Source organism: Chitinophagales bacterium, assembly GCA_040877935.1.
Classification (GTDB): Bacteria; Bacteroidota; Bacteroidia; order Chitinophagales; family CAIOSU01; genus JBBDNB01.
Genome location: JBBDNB010000053.1, coordinates 15,072 through 27,844, shown reverse-complemented (window position 1 = coordinate 27,844; position 12,773 = coordinate 15,072). Strand labels below are relative to the sequence as shown.

The window sequence follows — 12,773 nt, the reverse complement described above, 5'->3', positions numbered from 1 at the left end:
GCTATCTACAAATGCTTACATATACCACTAAGCGTTTAATGCAGAATTAAATCAATCAACAAGTTAAGCACATGGACAAAAAAAGTCGTATCTTGCAGCATAATTCTTTCCACCACAAAAGGCATTCGCCTTTTTTTAATTTTAAAAACACTTAATGAATTTTGAAGACTTCAAGCTTAATCATGCATTGCTAAAAGCACTGGCAGATGAAGCTTACAAAACACCAACTCCTATACAGGAGCAATCCATTCCTATTGTAATGAAAGGCAAAGACCTGTTGGGTTGCGCCCAAACAGGTACCGGAAAAACAGCTGCATTTGCTGTGCCTATTTTACATTTACTGGCTAAAAATGAAAGCAAAGCGGGTTCTAAAAATATCCGCGCATTGATTGTTACGCCTACCCGTGAACTGGCAATCCAAATAGATGAAAGTTTTACAGCTTATGGCAAATACACCGGGCTGAGAAACACAGTAGTATTTGGCGGAGTAAAACAGGGACAGCAAACCCAAAAGCTCAGAAAGGGCGTAGATATCCTTATTGCCACTCCGGGCAGACTACTCGATTTGCAGCAACAGGGATTTATAAACCTTCGCAACTTGGAAATATTTGTACTCGATGAAGCAGATAGAATGCTCGACATGGGTTTTATCCACGATGTGAAAAAAATCATCAAATTATTGCCGCAGAAAAGACAAACACTGCTTTTTTCGGCCACCATGCCGAATGATATTGTGAAACTCGCGCAAAGCCTTTTAATCAATCCCGAAAGAGTGGATATAACTCCTGCTGTTTCTACAGCTGATACAGTAAAACAATACGTATATTTTGTCGATCAAAAAGACAAAAAGGCGCATTTATTGTATTTGCTGGAAAAGGAAGAAATCGGTTCGGTGCTGGTTTTTACACGCACCAAGTATGGAGCCGACAAACTGGTGAAAATTTTGCTGAAAAACAATATCAAAGCTGAAGCCATTCACGGTAACAAATCGCAAAATGCACGTCAACGTGCACTCAGCAATTTCAAGGATGGCAAAACCCGCGTACTGGTAGCAACAGATATTGCCGCTCGCGGTATTGATGTGGACGGGTTGTCACATGTTATCAATTTTGAAATCCCCAATATTTCCGAAACCTATGTGCACCGAATCGGCAGAACAGGCAGGGCGGGATTAAATGGCAAGGCGATTTCCATTTGCTCTGCCGATGAAATGGAAGATTGGATCAATATTGAAAAATTAGTGGGGCATCAAATACCAGAGTTGAAAAACCAGTCTTATCCGGTAAGCAATCCTGATGAATACGACCGCACTAAAGTGTGTCCTTCCAAAGGAAAATCAAAAACCTCTAACCAAGGAAGGTCAAAAAAGCCGAACTGGGGAAAGCGTAGAAATGCGAGACAAAGCAGGTAGGCTCAAAAAGCTATCTGTGAGTATCATAAAGATCAGTCCACCAGCGTTCCAACCCTTAATTTTTTACAAACTTATCCCGCACTAATTCCCCACCACTTATTTCCACCTGGTAGAAATAAATGCCGGGTGAAAGTTCGCTGGTGTTGATAGGGCTTTGTTTGCTGTGAATTATGTTTTTACCACCAATATCGATGATTTGGATATTTTGAATTTGATGATTTTCGGATGTCGTTTCAATATGGAGGATGTTTTGGGTGGGGTTGGGATAGACAACAATCCCTTTTCCATTTGAGCTTATGTCATTTATTGACGTACAGGTTTCTACTTTTACAAATACACTATCCTTTCTTTGATTACAACTGGAAGTTGTATTGTCATCTGTAATAGTAAGCGTGTATTTCATATTACTGTCTGGATTGGCAGTAGGTTGTGCTATACTGGAATTGTCGAGCCCCTTAGTAGGCGACCATGAATAGCTCAACCCTGCAATAGCCGGTGTACCCAATTTCACACCATTCATATAACTTTTGCAGAGCAAAGTATCATTTCCTGCATCTGCCTTGTAAATACCCGTGGGACCGAGGTTGTAATTGGGCATGTGAGGTAACGCAAGAAAAGCATAGGAACTGTCTGCTAATTCAAATTCAAATGGATTAAAATCACAGCTCGTTCCTTTTCTATTCGGAAAATTGATAAAGCTTAAATGATTATTATACTGATTAAATTTCGTTAAACGAAAATCTCTTTGGCTGTAAGAAACATAAATTTTATTGTCAGGCGCTAATTTTAATTGGGTTAATGTAAAATCATTTAGACCTATACTTGAATCTGACCAAATAGTGATTTTGTCATTGTTATTTAGGTCAAACTGCATAAGTTTTGAAGAGTAAGGACTGCTATTGGATATTATAGTATTTACGTATAAAAAATCTGAGTTTGGTGAAAACTCACAATCGTAAATCCAACTTAACTTATTACTATCTAAATTTTTATAGTTAAATAGTTCACCTTCACATCTATCAAAATCAAAAAGCTCCAAAACTTGATAATACGTGCCGTAAAAAGATAATTTGTTTCCGTATTTTGATATTGTGATACTTCCATCTGGATCGGAAGGTTTATCACAGTAAAAAGGGCCAATATCTTGACTAAATGGCCCTTTAAAGCCATCAGTAGTTAATAAAAAAGTAATGTATGTGTTTGTACACGTTCCAACTTTTGGTAGCTCTCTGGCAATTATCCACCAATCTCTTCCATTGGAATGCTTAACTGCATTTATACCTTCAAAAATGTCTTGAGTGCCCAATGGAATGTCTTTTTGTATAATCCTACTACTATCTAAGGATACATCTATTAAACTGTAATAAAGATTAGCACAAAGTGAAACCATAGGGTCACAATTAGGATTATTATACCTAGATCCTGTATAAATCAAATAGTACTGCTCTCTGTTAGTTTGATGAGGAAGAAAAAAGGCACCATTTAAATAAGAATTGCTAAGTATAATATCTGAATTGTCTATTCGTGTGCCTTCACTATCAAACATTTCAATACTAAAATCTGTTGAGTGTTTTCCTAAATACAATATCAAATTTCCTGAACTGTCAGATATTGATGCTGCTGTTGCATAACATTGATCAATATTAGTCTCAAAAACCCTTGGATTATTCAAGTCATTGAAATCTATGCCACAGTTATAACCAAAAACCCAATTTCTATCATATTTCTGGGCATAAGAAAATGAGAGGAACAATAAGCTAAAGATTACTATCCAAATAAATTTCATTGCATTGCTTGTCGAAAACCCATGATTTACCATTCAATGAATTTAAAATATTTATTGGATTATTTGAAATCTAACTCTGACAGGATTTGAACCTGCTTGCCGTTTTAGGCAAGACCCTGTTAGAGTTAGTTCTGGGCGCAAGATTTGACTTATACTCACATGCTTTTATGAAAGTGAGCCAGTATCAAAAGATAGTGATTTGTTGTACCTTTAAGTATGATCAAATCAGCATATCTGGACACATCGGTTTTTGGAGGGTATTTTGACGAGGAATTTTCAAGCAAAACGATTCCGTTTTTTGAACGGATACTTGACGAACATATTCAAAATTAACCTTCAAGAGGGATATACTCCAATTGAAATACGTACACCTAAAGAAATAGAGAGATATGATTAACCAAAAGATCAAAACGCAAAAAGGTTTGGTAAAAAAACTGAGAGCAATAAGAGACAAATTCAACAAAGAGATTCAGGACATGACATTAGAAGAGGAAAAGAAATACCTTGAAAAAATGTGTGCTAAGTGGAAAAACTCCCCTCAACATCAGATAAAATAAATGTGCTTGCCATTATAGGCAAGACACTGTCAGAGTTTGTTCTGGGCACAAAAACCTACTCCGGCAATACCAGTGTACTTATTAGTGGATAATGGTCAGAGTATGGATAGCGAAGCACATCAATACTTTTGACTTCAAATGAAGTGTCGCAAAGAATAAAATCTATGCGTACTTTGGGAAGTCGCCCTGTGATAGTACCGCCCCGATAGGTGCCGCCCAGACCAAAGCCTTTTTCCAGAAATGGATCTTTCATACCCGATTTTATATGGCGATAAGGAAATGAATTGGGCGTATCATTGAAATCACCACAAATAATGCTCTGCAATTTGTTTTGATTCAAGTCATTTTTAATGGCTTTTACTTGTTGCAATCTTTTGGTATAGGCAAGTTTTGCTTTATAGAGCAGGTTTTGTATTGCGCCCAGGTTTTGGTCGATTTCATTATTTCTGTTGAGCCTCGTAAGGTCTGCTTCTTTTACGTGATAAGAGTGTAAATGCGTATTATAAATACTGATGCTTTTTCCATTTACATCTATATCACTAACCAGGCAAAGGTTTAATCTATTGTCTGTTGTACCGATTGTGCGATTGTTTAAAATTGGATATTTGGAGAAAGTAGCCAGCCCCCAATGTTTGCCCCCTGGAAGTTCTATTCCTTTGTGAAAATAATTGTATTTGTAATGCTCCTGAAGCACTTTGTAAGTGTTGAAATTACTGAAAGCATTTTCAGTGTAAAACTCCTGAAGGCAAAGTATATCGGGGTCTTCTCTTTTAATGAGTCCCAACATAGAATCTTTGGTTGCCCTGTTATTGGTCCAATTGTAGAGATCAAAAACATTGACATTATAGGAGATGATTTTAAGTGTTTCCCCTTTGTTTTGCAATGCTGTTTTATTGGGCGAAAAAGCTACATAATGTTTGATATTTTGCCAGGAGCCAAGAATAAACAAGAGCGGAATTAATGCAAAAGGCCATTTTACAAAAAGGCAAAAAACCAGCAGAACAAATTCACCAAACAACAATACCGGAAAAGCAAGTGCCAATAAACCTGTCCACCAAACAAATTCATAAGATGAATGTACCGCAACAATAGAAATTGCAAGCAATAAGCTCCAGCTCAGGACAATAAAAAGCAAAACATATGTCAGAAAGCGCTGTAACATTATTCTTCTTTACTGACCTGGAATAAAAATGCTTTCTCTTCAGCAGTGAGACTATCATAGCCCGAACTGGAAATTTTGTCCAGAATTTCATCAACACGCTCCTGCCTGTTTTTTGAGTCTTTCTTTGCAGAGCTGCTTTTAACAGTACTGCTTTTTGGGTTTTTATAGACTACTCTGGGTTTGCGTAGTCTGCTTAGTGAGCTAAAAACCCCACTTATTTTATCCATCAAATTATTGAAAGGAATGGACCAGTCATTGCCCGTTTGCATTTGCCGCACAAAGAGATAGCCGAAAACCGCACCGCCCAGGTGGGCAATATGGCCACCGGTATTGGCCTGCGGAATACTAATCAAATCAATTAAAACAAGTACCAGGGCAATGTATTTGATGCGCACACTGCCCAAAAAAAGCAGGTGCACCGAATAATCAGGAACCAGGGTGGCCGCTCCTACAACTATGGCAAGCACACCGGCAGAAGCGCCCAGCGCCTGCACATAAGGCACAGAAGACTGTAAACCCGGAAAAATATTATAAGAAGCAATGAGTAAAATCGCCCCGGCCAGTCCGCCCATAATATAGAGCGGAAGTATTTTCTTTTGTCCTACAAATTCACTTAAAATCCGACCAAACCAATACAGCCATAGCATATTAAACAGCAGGTGAAAAAACCCGAAATGGGTGAACATGTGAGTAATCAGTGTCCAGGGGCGATAAAGCAATTGCATGAGGTCGGCAGGAAGCATTACCCACTTGAGTATATTGCTGAGAAAAAGGCCGGCAGCACTTTTTTCCTCGCTCAGCAAAAAGGCAAAAACATTGATAATATTCGCCAGTAAAAATACAATTACATTAATGAGAATCAGTCGGCTGATAATATTGCCGCTGTTCAGCTCCATTTTAAAATCTTCCCATAAACCTGTGCTCTTTCCGTACATTTATTTGCAATTGAATTGTTTGGCTTATCAGCTTTTTGCTAATAAAAACTATTGCCTTTCTTTTGCCAATATTTAATTAAAATAAAGCCAAATACCATGCCTCCAACATGCGCAAAGTGCGCAATATTACTACCTCCGCTAAAAGAGCTGAAACCCGCATAGAGTTCGAACGCACCGTATAAAAACACAAATATTTTAGCTTTAATTGGAATAGGTGGGAAAAGCAACATCAGCTGTGTATTGGGAAACAAAAGCCCAAAACCGATCAACACACCAAATACCGCTCCGGATGCTCCTACCGTAGGAATATTGATTAGACGGTACAATTCCTGGCCGGCCAACCCAGCGGCTTTTTGCTGTTCTATGTCCCAGTATGTAACTCCAGAATGCAAAGCAGCAGCACCAAGTCCGGTGAAAAAATAATAAAATAAAAAACGGCTCGAGCCCCAGGTCATTTCCAGGCGTGAACCAAACATCCACAGGGCAAACATATTGGAAAAAATATGCAGAAAGCCCCCGTGCATAAACATATGAGTGATAAATTGATAAGGCTTGAAAAATTCAGACTGCAAGGAATGCAAACCCAAAATTCTAATTAGGCTGATATCAAAACCTTCTGCTACAACAGTGCCCAGGAATAATAACCCGTTTATAATTAATAGGTTTTTGACTACGGGAGGTATGGAATTATACATAGTTTATGCTTTAGGCTGTGCCTGTTGTGTTTATGATTCAAATCTTTTTTCGAGTTCCTGAAAATCTAAAGTAATAAAAGTCTTTTTACCATTGGGTGCCAGGTAGGGTTGTTCGCATGCAAAAAGCTCATCAACCAATTGTTTCATCTCTTCAGCTTCCATGAGTTTGCCCTTCTTTATGGCCGATTCATGCGCAAGTGAACGCGCCAGGCTTTCTCTCTTGTCCAGTTTCAATTCTTGCAGATTTTGTTTGTAATTTTCTATCAATTCTTCCAGCACAACTTGTTCTTCATTGGTTCCAATATCTGCCGGCACTCCGTGAACCACAAAAGTATTTTTTCCAAACTCCTGAATGTCAAAACCCAGCGCATTAATATCGTTCAGCAATTCCAATACCAGCGAGCTGTCTTGTGCTGAAAAAGTAACCGTCTGTGGGAACAATTGTTTTTGTGTGGCTACTTTTTTCTGCTCAAAAGATTGCATCAGTTTTTCGTAAAGAATGCGCTCATGTGCCAGGTGCTGATCGATCAAAATACAGCCAGACTTGATGGGCGAGAGAATGTATTTTCCGTGCAATTGATAGGGCTGTTTGCGCTCTATGCTTTCTGAATGTGGCATTCTTTGAGCTCCGGCATCATCCCATGAGCTCTTTAATGTCATGGATTGTTCCTCCTGATGACTTTCTGTTTTTACGCCATCAAATAATTTCTCCCAATTTCTCAGATTGTTATTTTCACGCTGAGAATCCTGCGTTTTCCAGGCATTGATCTGGTGGGCGGTATTCAGTCCCTGTCCACTTTTTCCTGCAAATTTTTCGGGATTAAAATTGTCCGAAGAAGAAAGTCCCGGATTGCCCTGAATGCGGTTGAAACTCTGCTCCTGTTCAAAGTCCAAAGTTGGTGTTACACTGTATTTGGCCAGTGCGTGTTTAGTACTGGCGCGCACAATATTGTAGATAGCCCGTTCATCTTCAAACTTCACTTCCTGCTTGGTGGGATGCACATTGATATCCACTTTTTGCGGATTAATTTCCAGAAAAAGCACAAAGAAGGGGTAATTCCCTTTGGGAATCAGATCGTTGTAATTGCTAAAAACCGCATGGTTGAGATAATTGTTTTTCACAAAGCGGTCATTGATAAAAAGAAACTGGTCTCCCCTGGTTTTTTTTGCAAATTCCGGTTTGCCAATAAATCCATAGAGCTTTACTATATCTGTTTCTTCTTCTATGGGCACAATGCGTCCGTTGGCAGCATTGCCAAATATAGAAACAATACGCTGTCGTAAATTGGCAGAATTGAGATGAAAAAGCTCCAGCCCATTGTGCTGCATGGTAAAATGAATGTCGGGATGAGCAAGGGCAAGTCGGGTAAACTCATCAATCATGTGGCGGGTTTCCACCGGGTTTGATTTCAGGAAATTTCTGCGTGCCGGCACATTGTAAAACAGGTTTTTCACACTAATGCTTGTTCCTGCCGGGCATTGGCAGGGCTCTTGTGTGATCAGTTCCGAGCCTTCAATAATGATTTTGGTGCCCAATTCTTTATCGTGCTGTCGCGATTTCAGTTCAACTTTTGCTACGGCAGCTATAGAGGCCATTGCTTCGCCCCGAAAACCCATCGTACGTATGGCAAAAAGGTCATCCACCGTTCTGATCTTGGAAGTGGCGTGGCGTTCAAATGACATCCGCGCATCGGTTTCCGACATTCCCGTGCCATCATCCGTTACCTGTATCAATTGTTTTCCCGCATCTTTTATGATCAATTGGATATTCCGCGCACCGGCATCCACAGAATTTTCCATCATTTCTTTTACCACAGATGCAGGTCTTTGCACAACCTCTCCTGCAGCTATTTGGTTGGCAATGGCATCTGGCAATAAATTGATCAGGTCTGACATGAAATTTTACTTAAAGATAATTATACGCTAAAGATAATCCAGGCCGCAGTAGCTACGAGTATTGCAAGAATAACAGCAAAACGGATTCTCGATTTTTTAATTTCATGTTTGGCATTTAAATTCATCGATTTTTCCCGCGCTCTTTTAAAACTGTTTTTGATCTTTAGCTCTCGGAGTTGTTCCTCGGTGTTTTCCAGTTTGCTTTCCATTTCAGCCGCACGCACGCGTTTTTCAAACTCCTCCCTGTCGGGGTCGTAATAGCGCGGAATGAAGTTAAAGCGCTGGTATTTTGGAGCCTTGAAAAAAGCGGTTTTGATATTAAATAGCGGCATACTGCAAATTTACGATTCTATTGTCAGAAAGCTAAATTACAGAAACTCACCTGTAAATGGTATAAAGGTGTTTTTTGTAAATTCGGTGCGTTTACTGCCTTGTTTTATGCAAATTTGATCAGTAATTCACCAGATTTAGATTTTTTAGTTTTTGTTGTTAGACTGGAAAAAAGGTGGTTCTATCCTATTTTTACGCAATATGCCCAAATTTCTGATTCTTTCTTTATTGATCTATTTATGCTGTGTATTGCACACACAGGCTCAGGATACTCATTTTTCAGTCCATTGCAAATTAGCATACCAGGCTTTGCTTGATCTCGATTTTGAAGAATTGGAATTGCAACTCGCAAATGAAATCAAACAAAATCCTGAAAATTTGTTTGTCCCATACCTCAGGCATTACGGGCTTTTTGTGAAATATTACGTACAGTCCGGTTCAATCAAATTTGAAACGCTTTCTGCCCGGCTTGAGAAAAACAAATCACTAATACAGCAAAACAACACTGCCAACGGCTATTGGAGAGATTATTTTAATGCTGAAACACAATTACAGGAGGCTTTAATACAACTCAATGAGCAGAATTACCTAAGTGGATTTTTTCAATTGCGCAGTGCTTATCTTTTCAGCAAAGAGGTGGTGGATCGTGCGATCATTGCCCATCCTGCGGAAAAAACGCTGGCTATCTGTGAGGCGATTTTTAGTGCTGTACCTGAGCAATATCAATGGATATTAAAGCTACTGAGCATAGATGCGGATTTGTCAAAGGCAGAAGATAAACTTTATCGACTTTCACAGAATCCGATGTTTTATTTCAGGCAGGAATGCACCTTGTTAAGTGCAGCGCTGGAATTGCATCTGGGGGGTAATGCTGAAAAAGCTTATGCATTGTTGAAGGATGAGCAGAATAGCCAACCACCCCTTTTTTACACTTATCTATTGGCCAATAGTGCCAATTATGCTGGGCAAAACGATACAGCCCTTGCATTGCTGAAAAATATTTCTTTTGAAGAATACCAGCGATTTCCAATGCTGTTTTTGTTGCGGGGAAAATTGTATTTGCAAAAACTGGATTCGGCTGCCGAGTTGTGGCTCAGGTATTTTCTAGATTACAACAAGGGTGAAAACTTCGTGAAATCTGCTTTGCATTATTTATCCTGGAATGCATTAATTCACAATAATTTAAAAGGCTTTGGAAGCTATCAGCAAGCTGTTTTAAACAGAGGTGCTGAGTCAAATGAAACAGACCGGGCAGCACAAAAGGCCGCTTTAGAAGCTGTTAATCCCGATGTAGAATTGCTCAAAGCACGTTTGCTTTTTGACGGAGGCTATTATCAGCAGGCATTGGCTATCTTAAAACCGGAAAACAAAAATATCTCTACAGAAAAGCAATATCGCCTGGGGCGTATTTATCATGCATTAGAGCATACGGAAACTGCCCTTTTTTATTATGAAAAAGTAATTGCTGCTTCAAAAAAAGAGGGTTCTTATCTGCCGGCCAACAGTGCCTATCTTACAGGTAAAATTTTTTTAGAAAAAAAAGATTATGATCGGGCTAAAATTTACTTTGAAAAAGTATTTGAATATGAAGATCACGCCTATAAACTCAGCTTGGATCATAAAGCAAAAAATGCATTGCGCCAATTGAAACAAGTCAACAGGGAATAATGCAATAAATTTTACCCGGCCTGCGTGTCAAATTTTGATTTAAGCCAAGACGGATTAATTTTGACCTATGATCAAAGAAAACCACTCACTCAAAGCATACAACAGTTTCGGTATTGATGTATCCGCCCGCTATTTTGTAGAGATCACTAAAGTGGCACAATTAAAAGTATTATTAGAAAGTGATCTGTTTAAATACAATGCACGGCTTATTCTTGGAGGAGGCAGCAATGTATTGCTTACTAAAGATTTTCCCGGGCTGGTGCTAAAATTATCTATTCGTGGAATAAGCATTGAAAAGGAGGCTGCCGATTTTGTTTGGCTGAAAGCAATGGCCGGTGAAGTTTGGCATGATGTAGTGCAGTACAGTCTTAAAAATGGTCTGGGCGGATTGGAAAATTTATCGCTGATTCCAGGACAGGTAGGTGCTGCACCCATGCAAAATATTGGGGCATATGGTGTGGAACTTGAATCGGTTTTTGATCACCTGGAAGCCATTGAAATTTCAAGTGCGGAAATCAAAAAATTTCACAAAGACGATTGTGCATTTGGCTATCGCGAAAGTGTATTTAAAAATATTTACAAGGACAAGTTTATCATTGTTTCCGTAGTTTTTAAGCTTAGTAAATCGCAGGATCAGGTAAACATAACATACGGAGCTATTCGGGATGTTTTAAATAAAAAAGGCATTACAAAACCAGATGCCAAAGCTGTAAGTGATGCTGTAATAGCTATCAGACAAAGCAAATTGCCCAATCCCAAAGAGCTGGGAAATGCCGGTAGTTTTTTCAAAAACCCGGTGATTGAAAAACAGCAATTGGAACGCCTAAAAGCAGATTATCCTGAAATACCGAGCTATGACCTGGGCAATGATCAGTTTAAAGTTCCTGCGGGATGGTTGATAGAGCAATGTGGTTGGAAAGGGAAAGTAGTGGGCAATACAGGTTCACACAAAAAACAGGCATTAGTACTGGTGAATTATGGCAATGCCAGCGGAAAGGAAATAAAAACACTGGCAGATGAGATCCGAAAATCCGTCTATGATAAATTTGGCATTAAAATCACTCCCGAGGTGAATATCATTTAAATTTATTCAATTAATACCTCCAGCATTTAGCCATCCAAACAGGGTATAAACCTGAGCTCGATAATTATTTAAGAGCTGAGCAATAAATAATTTCCGAACTCAAGTTAATAGCGACAAAAATTATTGCAAGTTTCAAGGCTCTCGTCACATGACCATTTCCGCGATATTGAATCATTCATCTTTTGCGAGCTTTGTGCTTTTCTCCTAACTCAGGTTATTATTTCAACAACAACTTCTTCCTCAAAACCGTATCCTTCTCACTGTTTTTATTCCAGTAATCACTTTGGATAGTCGCTTTTCGTGTAGCAGTGGTTTTGAGCATTTGCCCGCCATCCTGATATTCTTCAGAAATCAATTCTATTCGGTAAGGATGCTTGCTTTCAAATAGAATGCGCAATGTTCTTTCCAGTTCAGGATAAAAGATCTGGTATTCTGATAAACTATCTTTTTCAGTAAGTTTTGTTTCAGCAATTTCCGCTTTAATGTCTGTATGCTTAAAACGCTGGAAAAAACTTCCGGGAATCATTTCAATTTCCCCCTGCGGCAGCATTTCCGGATTGATGCGAATGCGATTGAAAATGGCATCTTCAAGATATGTCTTCCCGAGCGTAAATTGAGTGTCGCCTTCAGCAATAAAATAGGAATGCAATTGCACTTCAAATTCATCTTTCCACAAATCGATCAAAGTAAAGCTGTGACCGCACCATTCCTGTGAAGAAGTGCTGCTGCGCAAAGTTCCTTCTTTTTTACCCAGTTCAACTGGTGTGAATACAGAATTCATCATATTGTAAGGATAAATACCGGTAGTAAAAGCTTTTGTGCGGTTCATTTTCAGCACTTTCACAGCATCGCCAGGATTGGCTTTTGGATCATCCAACTTTTGATGTTTGGAGGCAGAAAGATCTTCAGTTACAAAAAGTAGTATTTCCTCTCCTTTTCTGATTTCCCCATATCGCGCCTGCTCCAATTTGTAACTCGAGATCTCGGCTTTGCCCTGAAACCAGTAGCCTTTGAAATTTTCAGTTAGTGTGGTTGTTTTTGCTTTTTTCACGGGCTGATTTTCACAAGCCAGAAAAAGCAGTGGAATTATTAAGCTGAAATAAATTTTATTGAACCGCATAGATTGATTTTTTTGCTTGCATATAATTTAATGTCCTGAGCTTTTAAATAATTTCTGAGCTCAGGTTAATAACAAATTTACAACCTAAAGTTCAGGGATTTAGCTCAATGATAAATTGTACCTTTGCAG

The 12,773-nt window shown here is 39.0% G+C and carries 11 protein-coding genes; 4 read left to right on the top strand and 7 right to left on the bottom strand.

The annotated features are described in order from the left end of the window. Positions 1-154: 154 nt before the first annotated feature. The gene (locus WD048_14840) at positions 155-1,411 is read left to right on the top strand and encodes a DEAD/DEAH box helicase (GenBank protein MEX0813493.1); all 1,257 of its coding nucleotides are present in this window, start codon (positions 155-157) and stop codon (positions 1,409-1,411) included. 55 nt (positions 1,412-1,466) lie between these two features. Here the strand turns inward: WD048_14840 and WD048_14835 are convergent, their stop codons facing one another. Continuing rightward, on the bottom strand, positions 1,467-3,197 hold the full coding sequence (locus WD048_14835) for a T9SS type A sorting domain-containing protein (GenBank protein ID MEX0813492.1): 1,731 nt from the start codon (positions 3,195-3,197) through the stop codon (positions 1,467-1,469). 389 nt (positions 3,198-3,586) lie between these two features. Between WD048_14835 and WD048_14830 the strand changes: the two genes are divergently transcribed. Continuing rightward, a complete protein-coding gene (locus WD048_14830) occupies positions 3,587-3,754 on the top strand; it encodes a hypothetical protein (protein ID MEX0813491.1) in 168 nt (55 codons plus the stop codon). A gap of 55 nt (positions 3,755-3,809) precedes the next feature. Here the strand turns inward: WD048_14830 and WD048_14825 are convergent, their stop codons facing one another. Genes WD048_14825 through WD048_14805 form a run of 5 tightly spaced genes read right to left on the bottom strand, consistent with a single transcriptional unit; the run spans position 3,810 to position 8,774 of the window. Then, positions 3,810-4,916, bottom strand: a complete 1,107-nt coding sequence (locus tag WD048_14825; GenBank protein MEX0813490.1) for an endonuclease/exonuclease/phosphatase family protein — start codon at positions 4,914-4,916, stop codon at positions 3,810-3,812. Continuing rightward, positions 4,916-5,851: a rhomboid family intramembrane serine protease gene (locus WD048_14820; GenBank protein MEX0813489.1), complete on the bottom strand. Its 936-nt coding sequence runs from the start codon at positions 5,849-5,851 to the stop codon at positions 4,916-4,918. Before WD048_14820 ends, WD048_14825 begins: the two co-directional genes overlap by 1 nt. A gap of 38 nt (positions 5,852-5,889) precedes the next feature. Next, positions 5,890-6,546 carry a rhomboid family intramembrane serine protease gene (locus WD048_14815; protein ID MEX0813488.1) on the bottom strand — a complete coding sequence of 219 codons (657 nt, stop codon included), beginning with the start codon at positions 6,544-6,546 and terminating at the stop codon, positions 5,890-5,892. A gap of 30 nt (positions 6,547-6,576) precedes the next feature. Beyond that, positions 6,577-8,442, bottom strand: a complete 1,866-nt coding sequence (mutL, locus tag WD048_14810; protein MEX0813487.1) for a DNA mismatch repair endonuclease MutL — start codon at positions 8,440-8,442, stop codon at positions 6,577-6,579. Between the two features lie 20 nt (positions 8,443-8,462). Further along, positions 8,463-8,774, bottom strand: coding sequence for a hypothetical protein (locus WD048_14805; protein MEX0813486.1), 312 nt, complete (start codon positions 8,772-8,774; stop codon positions 8,463-8,465). A 199-nt stretch (positions 8,775-8,973) separates the two neighbouring features. Here WD048_14805 and WD048_14800 point away from each other — a divergent pair, with 199 nt between their 5' ends. Together WD048_14800 and murB are read left to right on the top strand one after the other, a co-directional pair. Next, positions 8,974-10,440, top strand: a complete 1,467-nt coding sequence (locus WD048_14800) for a hypothetical protein (protein MEX0813485.1) — start codon at positions 8,974-8,976, stop codon at positions 10,438-10,440. A gap of 67 nt (positions 10,441-10,507) precedes the next feature. Beyond that, positions 10,508-11,524 (top strand): UDP-N-acetylmuramate dehydrogenase, encoded by a 1,017-nt coding sequence (murB, locus tag WD048_14795; protein MEX0813484.1) that lies wholly within the window; start codon positions 10,508-10,510, stop codon positions 11,522-11,524. 217 nt (positions 11,525-11,741) lie between these two features. Here the strand turns inward: murB and WD048_14790 are convergent, their stop codons facing one another. Continuing rightward, positions 11,742-12,644: a hypothetical protein gene (locus WD048_14790; GenBank protein MEX0813483.1), complete on the bottom strand. Its 903-nt coding sequence runs from the start codon at positions 12,642-12,644 to the stop codon at positions 11,742-11,744. Between the last annotated feature and the right edge of the window lie 129 nt (positions 12,645-12,773).

Excerpts from the sequence above, each read along its gene's own strand:
- WD048_14840 (MEX0813493.1), top strand. The coding sequence starts at position 155 with ATGAATTTTGAAGACTTCAAGCTTAATCATGCATTGCTAAAAGCACTG.
- WD048_14830 (MEX0813491.1), top strand. The coding sequence starts at position 3,587 with ATGATTAACCAAAAGATCAAAACGCAAAAAGGTTTGGTAAAAAAACTG.
- WD048_14815 (MEX0813488.1), bottom strand. The coding sequence starts at position 6,546 with ATGTATAATTCCATACCTCCCGTAGTCAAAAACCTATTAATTATAAAC.
- WD048_14800 (MEX0813485.1), top strand. The coding sequence starts at position 8,974 with ATGCCCAAATTTCTGATTCTTTCTTTATTGATCTATTTATGCTGTGTA.
- WD048_14835 (MEX0813492.1), bottom strand. The coding sequence starts at position 3,197 with ATGAAATTTATTTGGATAGTAATCTTTAGCTTATTGTTCCTCTCATTT.
- murB (MEX0813484.1), top strand. The coding sequence starts at position 10,508 with ATGATCAAAGAAAACCACTCACTCAAAGCATACAACAGTTTCGGTATT.
- mutL (MEX0813487.1), bottom strand. The coding sequence starts at position 8,442 with ATGTCAGACCTGATCAATTTATTGCCAGATGCCATTGCCAACCAAATA.
- WD048_14805 (MEX0813486.1), bottom strand. The coding sequence starts at position 8,774 with ATGCCGCTATTTAATATCAAAACCGCTTTTTTCAAGGCTCCAAAATAC.
- WD048_14820 (MEX0813489.1), bottom strand. The coding sequence starts at position 5,851 with ATGTACGGAAAGAGCACAGGTTTATGGGAAGATTTTAAAATGGAGCTG.
- WD048_14790 (MEX0813483.1), bottom strand. The coding sequence starts at position 12,644 with ATGCGGTTCAATAAAATTTATTTCAGCTTAATAATTCCACTGCTTTTT.
- WD048_14825 (MEX0813490.1), bottom strand. The coding sequence starts at position 4,916 with ATGTTACAGCGCTTTCTGACATATGTTTTGCTTTTTATTGTCCTGAGC.